Raw genomic sequence first — 19669 nt, forward strand, 5'->3', positions numbered from 1 at the left:
CGTCAGGGCTCCCTCGGGGCGAGTGTCGTCAGCACCAGCAGGCTGTCGGGCTCGGCGTGGGGGGACAGGCGTGCGTAGGGATTCGCCGCGCTGGGAAAGCCCGTGAAGCGCCGCGAGTTGGCCTCACCCCAGGACGGGTTCGGGAAGAGGGGAATGGCGGGCGCCGTCTCGGAGAAGCGCCGCTGCACCGCGGCCATCAGCTCCTTCTGCGCCTCGGGAGACGCCTCCGTCTCGAAGCGCGTCAGCAGCGCGTCCGCCTCCGCGTCGCCGAAGCGGTGCCAGTTGGCCGCCGCCACCTCGCCCACCGGGCGCACCGTGTTCTTGGACACCAGCCACTTGTAGAAGGTGTACGGCGTGGGCCCGTCCAGCGACCAGGCGATGGAGAGCTGGAACTCGCCCTTCTGCAGGCGCGCGTTCCAGGCGCCGAACTCGTACGTCTTCAAGTTTGCGTGGATGCCCGCCTTGCGGAGGTCCCGCACCAGCACCTGCCCGGCGCGCACCCAGTCGGACCAGCCGCCCACCACCTCGATTTGGAACTCCATCCGCTGCCCGTCCGCCAGCAGCCGCATGCCGTCCGGCCCCCGCTTCAGGCCCGCCTCGTCCAGCAATTGGTTGGCGGCCGCCAGGTCGTGGCGCACCCAAGCGCCCTTCGCGGCCTCCGCGTCCCGCCAGCCGGTGTACGAGTCATTGAGGGCCGTGGAGTCCGCCGGGCGCGTGTAGCCGTACATGGCGATGTCCACCAGCCGCTCCCGGTCGATGGCCATGCTCAGCGCCTTGCGCACGCGCACGTCGTCCAGCGGTGGGAGCGTGGTGTTGGGGTAGAGGAAGACGGTGCTGCCGAAGAGCGGGAACCAACGCGCGTGGTGTTGCGGGTCCTTGGACACGAAGGTGCGGTCCACGGCGGGCACGAAGTTGCCGGCCCAGTCCACCTCGCCCTCCACCAGCGCGAGGTTGGCCTGGTCATTGGTGGGGAAGGCCAGGAAGCGCAGCGCGTCCACGGCGGGCTTGCCGGGCTGCCAGTAGTGCGGGTTGCGCCCCAGCTCGTACACCTGGTTGCGGAAGACGCGCACCTCGGTGAAGGGCCCCGTCGCCACCGGCTCCGGGTTGGTGAAGGTCACCGGGTCCGCCACCTTCTCCCAGACGTGGCGCGGCACCAGCGGCTGGTGCGCCAGCTCCGCGAAGCCGGGGATGTAGATGCGGGAGAAATGGAAGGCCACCGTGTGCGGCCCCTCCGCTCGCACCTCCGACACGAAGCGCCACACGCCGCCCGCGTCCAGGGCGGGGTGCTTCTTGAGGAGCGTGAAGGTGTAGGCCACGTCCTCCGCCGTGAAGGGGCGGCCGTCGGACCAGCGCACGCCCTCTCGCAGCGTGAAGCGCAGCGTCTTCCGGTCTTCCGACCAGGCGTGCCCCGTGGCCAGCCACGGCACCCACTGGCCGGTAGAGGGGGTGAACACCTCCATGCACTCATGGATGCCGGCCCGCGTGGGCCAGCGCGAGCCTGCTCCCGCGAACAGCGGGTTGAAGTTGCGGACCCACGCGCTCTGTTGCTCCACGGAGACGAACAGCACGCCCGGAGGACGCGGGCGCGGCTCCGAGGTGCAGGACATCCACAGGACGGGCAGCAGCCAGAGCGCGCGCCTCATTCGGGCCTCGCGTAGACGCGGACGTAGTCCACCTTCATCTGCTGGGGGAACACGGTGGAGCGGTCCACCGGCCCCACGAAGTTCCCGCCCACCGCGACGTTGAGGATGATGAAGTGCGGATGGTCGAAGACCCACTTCTTCCCGGCGGGCAGCCTCGCGGGCGTCGCCTCGAAGAACATCGTCCCGTCCAGGAACCAGCGGATGCGCTCCGGCTCCCACTCGATGGCGTAGACGTGGAAGTCCTCGTTGAGCTTCACGCCCGCGGCGACGTGCTCGGCGCCCAGGTTGTCGCCCCCCGAGTAGCCCGGGCCATGGAGCGAGCCGCGGACGATGCTCGGCAGCTGGCCCCGGTACTCCATGATGTCGATTTCGCCGCAGTCGGGCCAACCCAGCGAGCCGACGTCCGCGCCCAGCATCCAGAACGCCGGCCAGATGCCACGCCCCACCGGCAGCTGGAGGCGCGCCTCGATGCGGCCATAGGTCGGCTCGAAGCGCCCCTGCGTGTTGATGCGGGCGGACGTGTAGTCCCTCTCCTCGTACCGCTCCTTGCGCGCGGTGATGACCAGGTGGCCCGCGCCGTCCAGCGAGGCGTTCTCCGGCCTCGCGGTGTCGAACTCCAGCTGCTCGTTGCCCCAGCCGCCTCCACCCACGTCGTGCTTCCACCGCTCCGGGGAGGGCGGGGTTCCCGCCGGCCCATCGAACTCGTCCTGCCACACCAGCGCCCAGTCGGTACTCGGCTGCGGGGTGGAGGTGGGAGGCGCATCCGGCTTCGTCTGCTTCGAAGCCGCGGGGTCACAAGCGAGGGTTCCCAGGGCCGCGAGCCATGGGAGGAGACGGATGGAGGTCATGCGGTCTTCCCGACATGTTGTTGGATTGGAAAGAGGGAGCGGTTGCGCAGCGCCGCCTGGAGCACGAGGGTGGCCGCGCCAACCGCGATGGCCCGGTCCCCCAGCGCGGAGGTGACGATGCGCGTCTCCGCCATGGAGGTGGACAGCGCCCGCTTGCGCACCGAGGCGCGGAGCGGGTCCAGCAGCAAATCACCCACCGCGGAAATCTCCCCGCCGAGCACGACGATGGCGGGGTTGAGCAGGTTGAGCAGGCCCGCCACCGCGATGCCCAGGTAGTGGCCCATGCTGTCGATGACCTGGCGCGCGGCCGACTCGCCCGCGCGCGCGCCCTCCACCAATTCCTTCACCGTGAGGGGGCGGCGGCTCCGGGGGGCCATCAGCTCCCGCGCGCGCTCCAGCAGCGCCACGCCGCCGATGAGGGTGACGAGGCAGCCGCGAAGCCCGCAGACACACTGCGGCCCGGCGGGGTCCACCGCGATGTGGCCAATCTCACCCGCGGTGCCGCCCGAGCCACGGTAGACGTCGCCATTGATGATGAAGCCGGAGCCGATACCGGTGGCCAGCTTGATGTACGTCAGGTCCTCGCCGCCGACGCCCGCGCCCCAGTAGCACTCCGACAGCGCGCCCAGGTTCGCGTCGTTGTCCACGAACACCGGCATCGCGAAGGCGGCCTTGAGCGACTCCTGCACGTCATAGTCGCGCCACGCGGGGACGATGAGCGGCGACAGCTTGCCCGGCGCGGACGGGTGGACGGGGCTCGGCACGGCCACGCCCATGCCCACCACCGAGCGGCGGGGAACGCGCTCGGCGTCCAGGCACTCCTGCACCAGCTCGCGCACCTTCTGGAGCGTGCCCTTCGGGTCGTCGCGCACCGCCTGCGGGGCATGGCGCTGCACGCGCACCCGGCCGCGCAGGTCCGACAGGACGACCGTGACGTGCGTGGCGCCCAACTCCACGCCGACGATGCTGAACGCGTCGTCACAGAACCCGATGAGGGTGGGCCGGCGCCCGCCACGGGACACCCCGGCTCCAATGCTGCGCACCAGCCCGGAGTGCTCCAGGTCCGCGACAATGGCCGACACGGTCGACGGGCTCAGCTCCGTCCGCCGGGCAATCTCCGCCCGGGAAATCTGGCGCTCGCGCCAGATCATGTTCAGCAGCAGGCTGCTGTTCTGTGCGCGCATGCCCGCCGCGTCGACCGTCGTCGTTGCCGCCGTTCCCACTCTCATCGTCCGCTCACGCTCCGTTCCGCCGCGGAGAAGGGCGGCGGGCGTCAGCTCCACTGGATGTCGTCGATGAAGAGGACGAGCGGGCTCGTCCTTCCACCAGCTACCCAGCCGAAGCCACCCACCACCTTCCCGTATCGAACGCGGCTGAGGTCGATTGTGTACTGCTTCGGCTCCGGGGTGAGGGCGACGTCCTTCAATTCGAGCGCGAAGCCGGCCACCGCGAGCAATCCCGCCGCCCAGGCCCGCGCGAAGCGCTTGTTCCGCTGCATAGGTCCCCTCCGCTACGAATTGGCTTCGTGCGTATGGCGAAGAATGTGGTGCTACCGAAAGACGCTGTGTGTGTTGCGCGTTGCGTCACCGCGGGCGCGCCGTGCCAGAGCGAAACAGCCCTGATGCGCGCCCGGTCCGGCCACCAGCAGCTCCGGGTCCCCGCCTCACCCCACCGCGAACGCCGAGAAGTTCGTTCGAGTGGTGAAGAAAGTACCAGCGAGTTCCCGGTGAATGCAAGTCCGGGCGTTACCGGTGGGGGGAGGCCTGGGGGGGATACCGGGCCTGTGCCGGGCTCCGGGGGAACGGTAGGCTGCGCGTCCCGGTTGGGCCGCTGGAGGCGCATCGACATGGCACAGGACCTGGAGTCGCTGCTCAAGTCACTGCAGGAGCTGACGCGGGCGGCAAAGGAGCCGGGCCGGCTCTCGCGCGAGCAGCTCGAGGCGGAGGTGCGCAAGGTGACGCTGGCCCTGCAGGAGATGCTCACGCAGGTGGGCGGTCAGCTCCAGGCCACGGGCACGCCGGCGGCGGCCTCGCTGGTGGAGGTCTTCAAGTCGCAGCTCAACACGGTGATGCGCGAGAGCGGGCTCGCCATGGAGCAGACCGAGGAGATGAAGAAGCTCGGCGAGGAGCTGGAGCGCCTCAAGCGCGGCTTCATCCGGAGCTGACGCGGCACCGGAAGCCCGGAGCCCCGGAACGCACGACGGCCCGCCAACCCATCAGGGTGGCGGGCCGCCTGGCTTCAAGGATGCGAGGGCTCAGGCCGTGGCGGTGGGCTGGGTGCTGGTGTCGGCCGCGGGAGCCGCGCCGTCCTGGGCGCCCAGCGACTTCACGAGCTGGCTGATGGTCTCGACAATCTTCTCCAGCGCCTTGAGCAGCTTCTGGAGGGGGTCCTTCTCGTCCTCCTCGGCGGCGCCGGCCGGGGCCTGCGAGGCATTCGCGGGAGCCGCACCCTCGGCGCCACCGGCGGGAGCCGCGCCCTGCGCGGGAGCCGCACCCTGCGCGGGAGCCGCACCCTCGGCACCACCGGCGGGAGCCGCGCCCTGGGCACCGCCCGCGGGAGCCGCGCCCTCGGCGCCCTCACCGGCCTTCTCGCCGGCCAGCGTCTTGAGCACGCTCACCAGCTGCTTGAGGGTGTCGAGGATCTTCTTGAGGGCCTCCTCCGGGTTCGCCTTTCCGGACGCGCTCGCCTTCTCCGCCTTGCTCGCGCCGGCCGCGCCGTCGAAGGCGCTCTCACCCAGGAGCGAGCGGAGGATGGGGTTCTGGCTGAGCGCCTTCAGCGCCGTCTCGGCCGTCTCCATCCCGGGAAGCTTGCCAACCTCGGGCGACTTGATGTCGGAGCCGATGGAACGGAAGGAAGCCAGCGAGGGACCCGCGGACAGCTTGGAGATGCCGCTCATGGTTATGCTCCGGGCGTGAAGGGAGGAGTAGGCTCATGGGGGCTGAAATCCAACCCCTGCAACCATTCTCGTACATGAAGGCAAATGGTTGCTTCGCGCCTACATCTTCCTGCATCCCACCCGGGAAAGCCGTTTGTTCATGAGGGTTTACCCGGGCCCCCTCCTCCGCTTTCCGGCGGAAGAAAAGGCCCGGGAAATTCCACGCGGGGTGCGCCTACCGGCAGGTCCAGGCTTCGGGAGACGTGCAGCGGCCTTCGTCCGAGCAGACGCCTTGCTCGCATCGGGCCTCGGGCCCGCAGCGCTCGCCTTCGCGCACCCAGGGCACGCACCGGTTCGTCTCCGGGGAGCAGTGATGGCCCGCGAGGCAGTTGGTGATGGGCCCGGTGCCGAAATACAGCTCGCAGGCTTCTCCAGCCCCGGGCCGCTTCTGGCAGCGGCCCCACGTGCCGGACTCCGGCTCGGCGCCGGCGCAGTACAGGTCCGTGGCGCACTCGGAGAAGTTCCGGCAGGCGGCCCCTTCCTCGCGACGCTCCCGGCAGGTGCCGGGCTGCTCGGCGTCCGCGTCACAGAAGAGGTCGCGCTGGCAGCGGTGGGCCTGGAGCGCGCTCTGCGCGGCCGGCGCCGTGCAGGCCCTGCCCTCGGGGGGGCGTCGCTCACAGCGTCCCGCCTCGCAGATAAACGACGCGCCGCACGGACGGTCCTGCTCGAACGCGCAGGCGTCACCTTCTGCCCCGGTAGGGCGGCACGTATTGCTTCCCCGGTCACACCACAGTCCGGCGGCGCACGGAGGGTCACGGCTAGCATCCTCGCCAACCTCGTGGCAGGTCTCCCCTTCGCCCCTGGCGCGCTGGCAGGTGCCATCGGCACCCGGGACGAGCCCTGGCGCGCAGTGCTCGGGCCACTCGCCGGGGCCGCCCTCGCCGTGACGCGGGGTGCACGTGCCCTGGCAGCCGCTCGCCTCGGTATAGCGACAGAACCCGCTCTCGCCGCACTCCGCATGGGCAAGACAGGCCCCTTCGGTCCGCTGGGCGCGGAGCACCTGGCACGAGGGGTCGTACTCGATGCCCCGGCTCATCGCGGCTTCCGACAGCGCGGGGAGGCGGCAGTCGCGGTCGCGGATGGCGTCCAGGCAACGCTCGGCGGCCTCCTCGTCGAAGCTCAGCCGGCCCGACTCCAGCGCCGCCTCGTAACGCGTCCCCAGCCCCATCCAGGTCTCCCAGCCTCGCTGGCGCAGGGACTCCTCGCAGGTGTCCGCGCTGGCGTACACCCCGCACCGGGCCTCGCGCTCGCAGAAGGCTTCCACCACCTGCTCGCCGAAGTCCTCGGGGTCATCGCCACCACATGCCGCCAGCCCCACCGCGAGCGCAATCACCGCCAGCCGCACTCCGTGCATGGTTCCCTCCCTGGGGGCGCCGCATGGAATGAAGGTTCCTTCCAGGAACGGCGCCGCGGCATTGTGACGCAACCGGGTGGCGGGAAGGAAATCGCTCCCGCCACCGGCCCCGCGTCAGGCCGCGGCCTTCCGGTGCCGCTCGTCCACCCACGCGGCGAGGTCCGGGTAGCTGGTCTCCACCCACTTGCGGAAGCGCTGCGACTGGGTGGGGAAGCTGCCGTCTTCGGCCATCGACGGGAGCTGGCCGAAGAACAGCCCGTTGAGCCGGTCGCCCAGCGCGTACATGTCCTCCGAGCCGTTGTTGTTGGCGCGGGACAGCCGCTCGACGAACTCCTGGAAGTTGGGCCCTGTCATCCCGAACTCGGAGGCGGCCTGGGCCAGCGTGTCGATGTAGCCCTTGTGGCCCGCGAGCTCCCGGTGTTCGCCGATGAACTTCTGGATGTCCTGGGGCGACATGCCGAGGCCCTTGCCCAGCTTCTCGGCGAGGAACTCGGGCCCGGAGTGGACGAGGCTCTCGGCGAGCTGCCGGTCCATGCCGCTGTTGGCGAGCAGGTCCACCCGGTTGCCGCGCTCGAGCGCCTCGTCCAGGTACTTCAGGCCGATGCCGCCCACGAAGAGCAGGGCGCCCGCGACCTGGAGGCCGGGAATCACGCCCACGAAGGCCGACGCCGCCAGGATGGTGCCACCCGCCGCCTGGGCGAAGGAGCTGCCGGCCTTGGCGTACCGCTCGTCCTTGAGCGCCTGGAAGCCCTGGATGGCGTCGCCCACCGCGCCGATGATGGCGCCCGCGGCGGACAGCTTCCCCAGGAACTTGCTGTTCGAGGCGCCCTTGACGACCGCGTCCATGAGGAGGCTCGAGCCGTCCGCGCCCGCACTGAGGCCGTCGCCGACAATCTTCAGCCGCGCGGCCATGTCCGCCTGGGACCAGTCGCCCAAGTCGCCGAAGAACGCGGCGGTCGAGACGGCGACGCCCAGGCCGCGGAGCGCCTGCCCCGTGCCTGTCTCCGGGTCGCCCAGCAGCCCGCCGGATTTGTCCTTCTTCAGCAGCGTGTTCAGCGACTCCGCGCGCGTCTTGTACTGCTCGTACGGCATGTTGGGCTTCAGCGTCTGCAGCACGGAGGTGTACGAGCGCATGTCGTCCGGGGTCATCCCGAACAGCTCGGCGTGCTTCGCCAGCCCCTCGTAGATCTTCCCGGCCAGCGCCAGGTTCCTGTTGTTGGCCGCGATGATGGCGCCCATGCCCGCGGCCCGGGCGAGCCCGACGGCGAGCTTCTCGTCGAGGTCCTTGAGGTCCTTGAACCCGCCCACCACGGTGAGGAAGGCGGACTTGCCCTCTCCGCTGGCCTCGAGCTGCGCGGCGAGGTACTCGGCGCCCGACTGTGTCTCGGCCAGCCGCGGCAGCGCGAGGGCGAGCTCCTTCACGCGCGGGTCCGTCTCATCGGGCGGAACCCCATCCGGCGCGGCCGGGGCGAGCAGCTTGCTGAGCCGCTCGAACTCCGCCAGGTCCTTCTTCCGGTCGGGCGTCATGAAGGTGTTGATGGCGGCCTGCTGCTGCTCGGGCGAGAGCACGGCGGCGGGGCCGCTGAGCAGCTCGGTGAGCCGCCGCTGGTGCCGCTCCGCCTTCTCCGCGGCGGCGGTGAAGTCGGCGCGAATCGTGTCGATGGCCTTCCACGTCGTCTCATGCAGGGCCTTGAGGTCCTGCGCATTCGGCGAGGGGATGCCGCGATGGGACGCGTAGTCCACCGTCTTGGCGCGCTCCATGGCGAAGGCGAGCCGCGAGCCCACGCCACCCTCGATGCACTTCTTCACCGCGCCGAGCAACGTGCTGCCGTTGATGCCCTGGGTGAAGCCCCGCGGCATCTTCTCGGTGAAGAACTCGCCCACCTTGCTGGCGGCGGGGTCCTTCAGCGCCTCCGTCGCGCGCGCCAGGCTGTAGTACGTCTCATACTTGAGCGCGTTCTCCTGCTTCGACAGCGCGTCGAGCTCCTTGGGGTTGTTGACGTCGACCGGCTTCTGGCCCTTTGGCGGATGGAGCTTGCGGTTCGACTCCGGCGACACGCCATGGAAGTACTCGCCCATCTTCTCCAGCGAGGGCTGCGCGGCGGCGACGAGCGCCTCCTGGTAGGCCGGGTCCGGGTTGCTCGCGACGAGCTGCTCGAACTGCTTCGCGCCGTCCTGCAGGCTGTGCTGGAGCGTCTTCTCCAGCGCCTTGGCGTCCTGCGCGGCCCGCTCGGCGGGAGTCGCGCTCGCGGCCTGCGTGGTGGCGGGCGCCTTCGTCCCGGCGCTGGCGGTGGTGGTGCCCAGCTCGGGCACGGGGAGCTTGCTGGCGGCCTGCTTCAGCAGCGCCAGCACGTCCGCGTCCTTCCCCTTGGGAAGCCCCGCGCCGGCAGCTGCACCCGCGCTCGCCCCCGCGGCGGCGGCACCACTCCCACGCGACGCGCCCTGCAGGGCATTGAAGGAGGGCTGGCCTCCGGTGGGCGAGAAGAAGGTGCTGAGCTGCTGGCGCGTCATCGCCACCGGGCCGCCGGTGTGCAGCGGGTCCGCCACCAGGTACTTCCCGTCCGCCGTCTTGCCGAGGATGGCGTTGAGGTGGCCCACGTCCCCGCTGCCCATTCGCTCGGGGAACTGCGAGCGCCAGGCGGCGTTGGTGTAGCCGTTGGCGATGACGGGGTTGCCCGCGGCGAGCTGCTTGTCGAGCGTCTCCCAGCCCTGCCCGTAGCGTGACTCGAGGCCCGCGCTCTTGATGCCGTCCGCCACCATGGTGCCGCCGGTCAGCTCGCGGTCGCGGTTCAAGAGCGGCACGCGCGTGCCGTCCGACGCCTTCACATAGGTGAACTCCGACTCGCGGCGCGGGCTCATCAGCGCGCGGGCGTGGTCCACCTGCTGCTCCTTCGTCAGCCCCTGCGGCATGTGCCCGGTGTACGCCAGGGACATGGCGAGGCTGGCGGGACCGCAGTTGGTGCTGCCGCGAGGACCGTACGGGTTGTACTCGGAGGTGAACTGGGTGATGAACGCCTGCTCCGCCGTCATGGCCGGGCCCGGCTTCCCGCCCGCCTGCGCCGAGCGGGTGCGCGCCTGGGACAGGGCCTCGCGGGTGCTGGCCTCGTACTGGCCGTTGGCGGACACGCCGCTGTCCCGCTGGAACTTCTCCAGCGCGGCCTCCGTCTGCGGGCCGAACGTGCCGGGGCCCGTGGCCACCTGCTCCTCCGTGAGGTAGCCCAGCTCCACCAGGGACTCCTGGAGCGCCTCCACCTCCTCGCCCGTGTCGCCGCGCTTCAGGTCCTTCCTCGGAACGGGCCGGGGCTCCTCGGGCGGCGGCTCGGGAGGAGGTGGCGGGGGCGGCGGCCGCAGCCTGGGCGCCGAGGATGACGACTCCTCTTCGAAGGACGAGACGTCATCATGTCCCGTGCTCTGGGTTCCCTCCTCCTCGCGGATGACGTTGGGCTCGGGGGCCTCGCTCCGCTGGACGCTCCCCGACTCCTGGGAGGAATGGCTCTGGGTGGAAACAGAAGGACCGTCGACGCGCATGGGGTGTGGGCTCCTGTGACAGCAGCACTAGGCACTCCCATTGTCGGGCGTGACATGAGCGCGATGTCTCAGCAGCGCTGCCCCCCGGGAGTGCACCCGCCGTACGCACTCACGCGAAAACGAATTCAATATGCGTGATTTTGTCTGGCGTTCTCTCGGGGCCCTGCTGCCGCGTCGTGAATTCTCAGATTACGAATCGCTCGCCGGGTCCAGCAGGTAGCTGATGCGAACCAGGAACTCTCGGGAGAACACGGGAAGCGGTGCGTGGCCGCCGTTGTACGGCTGGGCGATGCGGAAGTGGGTGCCCATGAGGTTGTAGATGCCGGCGCCCAGCTCCAGCCCCTGCGTGCCCACGTTCTCCGCGCTGACGAAGAGGTTGAGCAGCAGCTGCGTGGGCAGCTCCTCCACCGCCGAGTCCCCCGCGTCGTCCGGCGCGTCCACCGCGTAGCGCTTGCCCACGAGCACGGCGGTGGGGCTGACGGTGAGCCACGGCAGCACCTTCACGTTGCTCGTGAGCGACGCCTTGTGCGTGGGCATGGCGGTGAAGGCGTTGGAGTGGCCGGGCACCTGGTAGTCCTCCACGTCATTGCGGCCGGCCGGCGCGTAGAAGGAGTAGTTGAGCGCGAGCCGGCCCCAGCCCGCCCGCAGGTGGTAGTCCAGCTCCACGCCGCGGCTGCCCAGGCGGCCGAGGTTCCGGTACGCCTCCGTGTTCGTGGTGGCGTCGTAGGAATAGATGATGGGGTCCGTCACGCCCATGTCGAAGGCGTTCGCGCTCACGGTGTGGCCGTCGCCGAACCGCAGCGTGCCCTCCAGCTCGAACACGGTGGTGCGCTCGGGCCGGACGTCGGCGCCCAGGCTGATGTTCTCGATGCCGGGCGCGCGGAACGCGCGGCTGAAGAGGGCCTTGGCGCTGAACGGTCCGAAGGCGCGCAGCAGCACCAGCCGGGGCACGAAGGAGCTGCCGAAGGCGCTGTGGTTCTCATAGCGCGCGCCGGCCACGACGGTGGCGATGGGGTTGTCGAGGTACGCCTCCATGAAGCCGGCGAGGTTCAGGTACGAGACGCTCTCGGCGCCCTCTTCACCGAAGGCCGTCTGCAGGCCGACGTCGGCGGGGCCGTTGAGCTTCCCCTGGTCGGACATCACGTCCACGCCGCCGGTGAGCTGGAGGAAGTCCAGCGCCGCCCAGCGGGCCAGGGCGCGCCCGCGCAGCCGCCGCACCTGCTTCTCGTAATAGAAGGCCGACTCGCGGTCCGAGTCGCGGAACGGCTCGGACAGGGTGAGGTTGAAGCGCGAGACGAGCTCCAGCCGCTCGCTGGGGCGGAAGCGGTCGCTCAGCTCGGCGTGGAAGGTCTCGAACTGGGTGGGCGCGGGGGCGGAGAGCACCTCGTCGAAGGCGATGATGGTGGAGGTGGTGTTGCGCTGGTACAGCACGCTCAGCTGCAAATCCTTGTAGCCCACGCCCGCCTGCACCGTCGTCGGGTCCAGCTTGCTCTGCCCGCCCATGCGCGCCGAGTTGCCGAAGAAGTCGCGGAACACGGCATCGCTGCGCTGGCCCTGGCCCAGCGAGGCGGAGCCGAAGACGCTCAGGCCCGGCGCGGACTCGAAGACCTTGCGCCCGGAGAGCGTCACGCTGCGCCGTCCGTTGACAGTCTCCAGCTCGCCGTAGGTGCCCGCCACCAGCAGGTCCGTGCTGCCCTGGATGCCGCGGGTGATGACGTTGATGACGGCCAGCTCCGCGTTGCCGCCGTAGATGACCGAGCCCGGGCCGCGCACCACTTCGATGCGCTCCACCAGCTCGATGGGGAACTCGTGCCCGAGCTGCATCGTCGAGTAGAGCTGCTCGTTCATCTCCTTGCCGTCGATGACGAGGAGCACCTTGCCCTCGTAGCCCCACAGGCCCCGGAAGCCCGGACCCACCGAGCCCTGCACGTCCACGCCGAAGAAGAAGCCCGGAATCTGGAGCAGCAGGTCCATCAAGTCGCGGGCGCCCGAGGCGCGAATCTCGTCCGCGTTCATCGCGGTGACGACGGCGGGGGACTCCTGCAAGCGGGTGACGGCGAAGGACGCCACCTGACTGTGGACCTCCGGCTCCTCGGTGGAGGCCGCGGCGTCGTCCTCGGAAGGAGCGGGCTCCGCCTCCGGGGACTGCGCGGGCTGCTCCGTCTCCCAGGCGTCAGGAGACGTCTGCTGCGCGAGCGCGGGGCTGCCGGACAAGAGGAGGGACAGGGCCACGGAACCGACGGGCCACCAGCGGCGGACGCTCATGGGAATCTCGAACGCAGGAGAGCGCCGGCCTCGGGGCCATCGCTCTGGGGTGTGGGGGAGTGAGAGCGCCGGCCTCGGGCCATTGCTCAGGAAGGTGGGGGTAGGGGAGTGCTGGCCCTCGGGACCAGGGCTCAGGGGAGGGCGCGCTCGAGGAAGGCGAGCGCCGCGCGCGGCGCGGTGGCTCAGCGGACGCGGACGGCGGTGAGGCGGTCCGGCTCGACTTCAACGGTCATCTTCCGCTTCACCACGCCGTTGACGCGGACCTCCACGCGGGCCGGTCCGGCCGGGAGTCCCTGGGCCTTCAGGGGCGGGAAGCCATAGGGCCGGTTGTTGATCCACACCTCGCCGTAGAGCGCCGGAGACGTGACGTCGAGGTCTCCCTTCCCCGTCACGGCGGTGCGGGCCACGGTGGTGGGCGCGGGCGTGGAAGCCGGCTGCGGCGCGGCGGCCGAGGCGGGACTCGTGGGCGCGGGCGCCGCTGCGACCACCGGCTGCGGCGCGGAGCGCGGAGCCGTGGGCGTCAGCTCGGCGGTCAAATCCCGGTTGATGGAGTGGACCTCGTCCTCGCCCAGCTCCACCGTCTCCTCGGCCAGCCGCCGGTCCCCCTGCGCAATCGACACGCGATGCGTCCCCGCGCGCAGCGGCACGCGCGCGGGCGTGAGGTCCACCGTCTTCCCATCCACCAGCACCATCAACCCCGGAGGCGTCGACGTCACCAGCAGCAGTCCATTCCGGGGCTCCTCGGCGGCCGCGGGCTCCTCGCGAGGCTGCGCGCGGGACGAAGTACGGATGGCCCGCGACTTCGCCTGGGCCCGCGTCAGAGCCGCGGCCTCACGCGTGGGGCGGACCCGCTCGCGCGTCCGGTCCTGCTCGCGGGTCCGCAGGTCCGCTGCGATGCGCAGCAACTCCACCAGGTCGCCCTTGTCGTCCTTGCGCAGGCGCAGCGCCTCGGTGAACTCGGCCACGGCCGTCTCGTAGTCGCGGTCCTCCAGCGCGGCCAGCCCCGAGGCCCGCCGGGCCCTCGCGAGGCCGGAGCTCGCATCGTCCTCTTGAGGAGGCGGCGGCGGAGCGGGCGTGACGGACGCCACGGCCACGGGCGGCGGGCGGGGCGCGTCGGTGACGGCGGGCGGCGCGGTGGGGCTCTCGGCGCGGCGGCCTCGCAGCACGCCGTAGACCACGGCGTTCGCGGTGACGGTGCCCAGCAGGATGACGGCAATCCAGGTCGACTGTTTCATCAGCGTCTCACTGCGGCGCCAGGGAGCGGACGGGCCGCCCCGCCTGGCCGCCGCCACTCAGGCGGCGAAGTACCAGAACAGCGCGGAGCCAAGCGCGGAGACTCCCGCGGCCACCGCGATTCCCCACGGAAACCCGGCCGGCGTCGGGAGTGGAGCCGCGGTCGCGGCGCTGGAGCTCGCAGGGGGCGTGAGCGTCGCGGTGCCCTCATCGACAGGCGGGCCGGGCTTCACACTCTCGGCGCCGCTCGGCGTGCGGCCGGTGGCCGAGGCGAAGGCGGGCAGGGCCGTGGGAATCTGTCCCGCCTGGTCCGGCGGCGACAGCGTCGTCACCAGCATGGCCAGCTCGCGGCCACCCGACGTCCAGTGTTGCGACGCGCGGAACCGCTCCAGCTCCACATGCAGCTCGCGCGCGCTCTGGTACCGCGCATCCGGCTCCCTCTCGAGCAGCTTCAGGAGGATGCGCTCCAGGCCGGGCGGGAAGTCCGGGGCGAAGCTGGACGGCGGCGGCACGTGCGCCTGCGACGCGGCGATGATGGTCGCCTCCACGGTGTCGCGCTTGAACAGGCGCTTCCCGGTGGAGGCCTCGTAGAGGACGATGCCGAGCGAGTACAGGTCCGAGCGGTGGTCCAGCTCCCGGTTCGTAATCTGCTCCGGCGACATGTACGGGTACTTGCCCTTCACCACGCCGGCGACGGTGCGCTCCAGGTTGACGGCGCTCTTCACGATTCCGAAGTCGGCCAGCTTGACGATGCCGTCGCGCGACACCAGCACGTTGCCCGGCGTGACGTCCCGGTGCACCAGCCGCAGCGGCGTGCCGTCCGGCAGCGTCTTCCCGTGCGCGTAGGCGAGCGCATCGGAGATGGCCAGTCCCACATCCACCGCCACCCGGGGCCCCAGCGGGAAGGCGCCCTTCCACGCATGGCGCATCACCCGGTCCAGCGACTGGCCCTGGATCCACTCCATGGCCAGGTAGTACTGCCCCTCGAGCTTTCCGAAGTCGAAGACCTGGACGATGTTCGGGTGCGTCAAAAGCGCCGCGACCTTCGCCTCGTCGGCGAACATCCGGCTGAAGGCCTCCAGGTTCGCGTACTCCGGCAGGATGCGCTTGATGACGCACGGCTTGGAGAACCCGTCCGGCCCGTCGATGGACGCCAGCAGCAGGTGCGCCATCCCACCGGAGGCGAGCTGCTGAAGAATCCGGTATTTGCCGAAATACGTCTCTCCTGTGCCCAACGCGCGCCTCAAGCTTTGCTGGAAAAAGAGGAACGTACTGGATAATCGGCCTACCCCACAAGTTTGTCGCCGGCTGTCAACCGGATTTGGGTTGCCGGAGACGCGGGGATGCCCTCAGGTAGGGCGAGGTGTCTTCCGCCGAGCATTGCGGCGCTGCTTCTGGGGCGGGGGCTCGGTCACCTCGGCGAAGCGCGCGCCGGTGACGCCCGCGTGCTCCAGGGCCTGCTTGATTCCCTCGGAGACGATGAGGCTGACGGGCCAGCCCCAGGAGCGGAGCACCCGGGCACCCTCCGTCTTCTCGGGGTCGATGCGCAGGCCGCGCACGGTGCGGTAGTGGCCTACACGCTCGGGCAGCCCGTCCTCGGGCGTGTAGCGGTGGGCCTCCGCGCACTTGCGGTCGTCGATGCAGCGCACCAGCCGGGTGGCGACGAGGATGAAGTACGGCTCGTCGCAGTCCTCCACCTCCACGGGCAGCAGCTGCACGTCGTCCGGCGCCAGCTCGCGGAAGATGGACGCCACCCGCGCGTGGACCACGGGGGTGAGCCCGGCGCCGGCGAGGGAGAAGTCGAGCGGGCGGCCCGGAGGCTGGACGGTGGAGCGCAGCTTCCCCAGCCCCCGCACCGGGGTGCCGGAGGTGAACTGCCAGACGGAGTCCACCTTCTTCTTCCGCTCCAGGGAGAAGGGGTCCCCCAACTCGCGCCGGCCGGGGGCACGGAAGTCGTCGTGCAGGTCGTAGTACCGCACCGGGCGTGCCGTCCGGGGGGGAGCCCGGCGGGCGGCCGACCTCCGTCGGGAGGGCGCGTCGGAGGGCAGTTCGACTGGAGCGTCCCACAGGGTGTCTTCACCCGTGCCGCCGTCCCGTCTCGGGGAGCGTCGCGCCAGCACGCGCAGGGCCTGGGTGAGCCGCCTGAACATCCGCCGATTTTACCCTCTCCCCACGTGGGTGGGAGCCAATCGGGAACCCGGGCCCGGCCTCCCTGCCTCCTCTCCGGCCAGCCAGAAGCCTTTGGGCTACCAGGTGCTGTGCAGGGAGTAGCGGGCGGCGCGGGTGTCCAGGCTGAGGAAGGAGAACTGGCCCTCCGAGCACGTGCCGCTGTTGAGGAACAGCCGGCTGCCGTGCTCCACGCGCATGCCCAGGTGGGTGTGGCCGGTGACGACGATGTCGGCGCCGCTGTCGTTGGCCCGCGCCAGCGCCCAGCGCTGGAAGGTGCAGCGCTCCGGGTCCGGCAGCGCGTTCGTCAGCCGCGCGTCCAGCGCCTGGAACATGCGGAACATGGCCCGCAGTCGCATCCGCCGCAGCCAGGCCCCCGCCCACACCGCCGCCTCCGACAGGAAGCGCGCCTTGCGGATGACCCAGTCATGGTGGTGCCCATGGGTGAACAGCATCCTCACCCCGTCTGCCTCCAGGACGAGCTGCTCGGGCGCTCCCAGCAGGGTGCCGGCCACCAGGTCATGGTTGCCGTGGATGTAGTGGTACTGGGGCTGGGCGAAGCGCTGGACGATGTCCGGGTGCGCCGCGCGGGCCGCGGCCAGCTCGGCCACCTGCCTCCCCGGAGTCCTCGGGGTGAGCGTCTCGAAGATGTCGCCGAGCAGGATGATGCGCTCGAAGTTGCTCTCCAGGAAGCGGAGGAATCGCAGGAAGCCGGAGTCGTCGTGTCCGAAGTGGTCCGCGGCATCACGCCGCCCGAGGTGCAGGTCCGAAATCACCGCGATGCGCATGGGTCCTCCTGGTGAACGAGCAAAACCCCGGGAATTTCTGGTCGCGTGACTCGTGCGGGCGGGTGTGTACCGTGCGTCTCTCGCATGGCCCTCCGAGTCGTCCCATTCACGCTCTGCATGCTGCTCCTGGGTGGCGCGCTGGCCCACGCCCAGGTTCCAGGTCCTCGCCGGACGGTGTCGGCGGTGCGCGTGGAGCAGCCGCCCGCGGTGGACGGCGTGCTGGACGACGCGGCCTGGAAGCAGGCCAGCTTCACCACCGACCTCGTGCAGAAGGAACCGGAACAGGGTCTCCCCGCCACGCTGCGCACGGAGGTCGCGTTCGTCTACGACGGAGACGCGCTCTATGTCGGCGCGCGGATGTTCAGCGATTCGCCAGCCGACATCGAGACGGTGATGACGCGGCGGGACGAGAGCGGCGTGGCGGAGCGGCTCATCATCTCCCTCGACACCTGGCATGACCGGCGCACGGCCTACAGCTTCGCGGTGACGGCCGCGGGCCAGCGCGTGGACTGGTTCCACCCGTCGGACGCCGAGTACGACAGGGACTTCTCCTTCAACCCTGTGTGGCAGGCGCGCACCTCCCTGACGGGCGGGGGCTGGGTGGCGGAGCTGCGGATTCCCTTCTCCCAGCTCCGCTTCAACGACGGAGACGAGCAGGTGTGGGGCCTCAATCTCAACCGCTACGTGCCGCGCCGCAACGAGGACGACTTCTGGGTGGTGGTGCCCCGCCACGTCACCGGCTGGTCCTCGTGGTTCGGCGAGCTGACGGGGGTGCGCGGGGTGAGGCCCTCGCGCCGCCTGGAGCTGCTGCCGTACGTGGCGGGGGACTGGCAGTTGAACTCCGGGCGCAACCCGCGCGCGGGCACGCCCTTCGACTCGCGGCGGGACTGGGCGGGCCGGGTGGGCGGCGACGCCAAGGTGGGCCTGGGGCCCAACCTCACGCTGGATGCCACGGTGAACCCGGACTTCGGCCAGCTGGAGGCGGACCCGGCGGTGGTGAACCTGACGGCCTTCGAGACTGTCTTCGACGAGCGCCGCCCCTTCTTCACCGAGGGCAGCCCGCTCTTCGCGGGCAACGGCCCCACGTACTTCTACTCGCGCCGCATCGGCGCCTCGCCGCGCCTGCTGGGTGACTTGCAGTCGCAGCAGGACTTCGTGGAGGCGCCCCGGGCCAGCACGCTGTGGGGCGCGGGGAAGCTCACCGGACGGCTGGCCTCGGGCCTGTCGGTGGGAGCGCTGGCGGCCGTCACCGGGCAGAGCTTCGCGGACGTCTACGACTTCGACACGGCGGCGGAGGGCCGGGTGAAGCTGGAGCCCTTCACCGGCTACGGCGTGGTGCGCGTGCAGCAGGAACTGGGAGACGGGGCCTCGGTGGTGGGGGCCATGCTGACGGGCGTGAATCGCTCCGTGACGCCCACGGGCCAGGCACAGAGCCTCGCCTTCAACCTGCCTCAGCAGGCGTACACGGCGAGCGCGGACGCGTCCTTCCGGCTGGGCGCGGGGGGCCAGTACGCGCTGAGCGCGTACGCGGGCGGCAGCCGCGTGAGCGGCTCGCCCGAGGCCATGGCGCGGCTGCAGCGCTCCAGCGCGAGGTACTTCCAGCGGCCGGACCAGACCTACGTGCGGGTGGACCCGGAGGCCACGTCGCTGTCCGGCTACACCGCGGGGGCCACGCTGGAGCGGGTGAGCGGCCGGCACTGGCTGTGGAGCGTGGGCGGCTACGCGGAGTCGCCGGGCTTCGAGCTCAACGACGTGGGCAGCCTGCAGACGGCGGACGACCTCCAGGCGGACCTGAGCCTCACGTACCGGGACACGGAGCCGGGCCGGTGGCTGCGCGGCCTGGAGACGACGCTGGGGCTCTACAACAACTGGAACTACGGCGGCGTGCGCCAGTCCACCAGCCTGTCCTCGACGGCGAGCGCCACCTTCCCCAACTTCTGGACGGGGGCTGTCACCGCCTCGTACTTCCCGCGCGCGCTGTCGGACGTGCTGACGCGCGGCGGGCCGCTGATGCAGACGGGGCAGGGGGTGGACTTCATCGCCGAGCTGGACAACGCCTTCAGCGCGACGACGCGCTGGAACCTCAACGCGAAGGCGTGGCGGTACGAGACGGGCAGCCACGGCTACGTGCTGGGCGGGAGCCTGGGCGTGCAGCCCACGTCGCGGCTGCGCCTGTCCGTCGAGCCGGGGCTGTCGCGCTACACGGAGGAGCCGCAGTACGTTGCCACGGTGGACGGCGGCGGGGCGGAGACCTACGGCCGGCGCTACGTCTTCGGCGCGGTGGACCGCAACGAGCTGTTCGCCCGGCTGCGCGTGGACTTCTTCGTCACCCCGGACCTGAGCGTGGAGCTGTACGCGGAGCCCTTCGCGGCCAGCGGGCGCTACAGCCGCTTCGGTGAGCTGGCCCGGGCGCGGAGCCGCACGCTGCTGTACTACGGCGACGAGAATGTCACCCACGAGGATGGGCGGCTGCGGGTGGTGGACGGCTCGGGCGCGGCCTTCGAGGTGGACGACCCGGACTTCAACCTCCGCTCGCTGCGCAGCAACCTGGTGGTGCGCTGGGAGTTCCGGCCGGGCAGCACGTTCTTCTTCGTGTGGCAGCAGGACCGCTCCACCGAGCAGGCCCTGGGCCGCGTGCTGGAGCCGTCCGCGCTGGGCAACAGCTTCTCCGCCCCGGGCAGCCACACCTTCGCGGTGAAGCTGGCCTGGTGGCTGCCGGTGGACTGACGCCCCGTAAGGCGCGGCTGCCGGGGTTGTCCGGTCCGCTACGCCTTAAGTGGTACAGCCCGCGCGCGGCAACTCCCGCACCCTGGGGCCTGTCCGTGCATGTCGCGTGGACGCCTCCGGTGTCCGCCGGAAGCCCTCCCCAGTCACGGGGCGGCCGGCGCTCGCGCCGCCCCGCTGGCCAC

The 19669-nt window shown here is 70.9% G+C and carries 14 protein-coding genes; 2 read left to right on the forward strand and 12 right to left on the reverse strand.

From position 1 onward, the window contains the following. Positions 1–2: 2 nt before the first annotated feature. From G4D85_RS22480 to G4D85_RS22495, 4 genes are read right to left on the reverse strand one after another with little or no spacing between them, the layout of a single operon-like run. Positions 3–1643: an ABC transporter substrate-binding protein gene (locus G4D85_RS22480; RefSeq protein WP_164015261.1), complete on the reverse strand. Its 1641-nt coding sequence runs from the start codon at positions 1641–1643 to the stop codon at positions 3–5. Beyond that, on the reverse strand, positions 1640–2491 hold the full coding sequence (locus tag G4D85_RS22485) for a glycoside hydrolase family 16 protein (RefSeq protein ID WP_164015264.1): 852 nt from the start codon (positions 2489–2491) through the stop codon (positions 1640–1642). The genes G4D85_RS22480 and G4D85_RS22485 overlap by 4 nt, the downstream gene beginning before the upstream one ends. Beyond that, complete coding sequence (locus G4D85_RS22490; RefSeq protein ID WP_164015266.1) at positions 2488–3720, reverse strand: ROK family transcriptional regulator; 1233 nt, start codon at positions 3718–3720, stop codon at positions 2488–2490. Before G4D85_RS22490 ends, G4D85_RS22485 begins: the two co-directional genes overlap by 4 nt. Before the next feature lie 44 nt (positions 3721–3764). Further along, on the reverse strand, positions 3765–3989 hold the full coding sequence (locus tag G4D85_RS22495) for a hypothetical protein (RefSeq protein ID WP_164015268.1): 225 nt from the start codon (positions 3987–3989) through the stop codon (positions 3765–3767). A gap of 348 nt (positions 3990–4337) precedes the next feature. Here G4D85_RS22495 and G4D85_RS22500 point away from each other — a divergent pair, with 348 nt between their 5' ends. Next, a complete protein-coding gene (locus G4D85_RS22500; RefSeq protein WP_164015270.1) occupies positions 4338–4655 on the forward strand; it encodes a hypothetical protein in 318 nt (105 codons plus the stop codon). 90 nt (positions 4656–4745) lie between these two features. On the opposite strand, the gene G4D85_RS48920 is transcribed toward G4D85_RS22500, so the two are convergent. The 8 genes from G4D85_RS48920 to G4D85_RS22540 form a co-directional block, all read right to left on the reverse strand. Further along, complete coding sequence (locus G4D85_RS48920; RefSeq protein WP_205525657.1) at positions 4746–5387, reverse strand: hypothetical protein; 642 nt, start codon at positions 5385–5387, stop codon at positions 4746–4748. Between the two features lie 214 nt (positions 5388–5601). Beyond that, positions 5602–6780 (reverse strand): hypothetical protein, encoded by a 1179-nt coding sequence (locus G4D85_RS22510; protein WP_164015272.1) that lies wholly within the window; start codon positions 6778–6780, stop codon positions 5602–5604. 114 nt (positions 6781–6894) lie between these two features. Further along, positions 6895–10308 carry a peptidoglycan-binding protein gene (locus tag G4D85_RS22515; RefSeq protein ID WP_164015274.1) on the reverse strand — a complete coding sequence of 1138 codons (3414 nt, stop codon included), beginning with the start codon at positions 10306–10308 and terminating at the stop codon, positions 6895–6897. A 189-nt stretch (positions 10309–10497) separates the two neighbouring features. Continuing rightward, on the reverse strand, positions 10498–12573 hold the full coding sequence (locus tag G4D85_RS22520) for a TonB-dependent receptor plug domain-containing protein (RefSeq protein ID WP_164015276.1): 2076 nt from the start codon (positions 12571–12573) through the stop codon (positions 10498–10500). A gap of 182 nt (positions 12574–12755) precedes the next feature. After that, positions 12756–13808, reverse strand: coding sequence for a PEGA domain-containing protein (locus G4D85_RS22525; protein WP_164015278.1), 1053 nt, complete (start codon positions 13806–13808; stop codon positions 12756–12758). 57 nt (positions 13809–13865) lie between these two features. Then, the gene (locus G4D85_RS22530) at positions 13866–15041 is read right to left on the reverse strand and encodes a serine/threonine-protein kinase (protein WP_164015280.1); all 1176 of its coding nucleotides are present in this window, start codon (positions 15039–15041) and stop codon (positions 13866–13868) included. Between the two features lie 114 nt (positions 15042–15155). Then, positions 15156–15785, reverse strand: a complete 630-nt coding sequence (locus G4D85_RS22535) for an imm11 family protein (RefSeq protein WP_240359437.1) — start codon at positions 15783–15785, stop codon at positions 15156–15158. A gap of 267 nt (positions 15786–16052) precedes the next feature. Beyond that, a complete protein-coding gene (locus G4D85_RS22540; protein ID WP_164015283.1) occupies positions 16053–16760 on the reverse strand; it encodes a metallophosphoesterase family protein in 708 nt (235 codons plus the stop codon). 84 nt (positions 16761–16844) lie between these two features. On the opposite strand from G4D85_RS22540, the gene G4D85_RS22545 reads away from it, so the two are divergent. Then, positions 16845–19487, forward strand: coding sequence for a DUF5916 domain-containing protein (locus G4D85_RS22545; protein WP_164015285.1), 2643 nt, complete (start codon positions 16845–16847; stop codon positions 19485–19487). Positions 19488–19669: the final 182 nt, after the last annotated feature.

The sequence above is a fragment of the Pyxidicoccus trucidator genome, from assembly GCF_010894435.1.
GTDB lineage: Bacteria > Myxococcota > Myxococcia > Myxococcales > Myxococcaceae > Myxococcus > Myxococcus trucidator.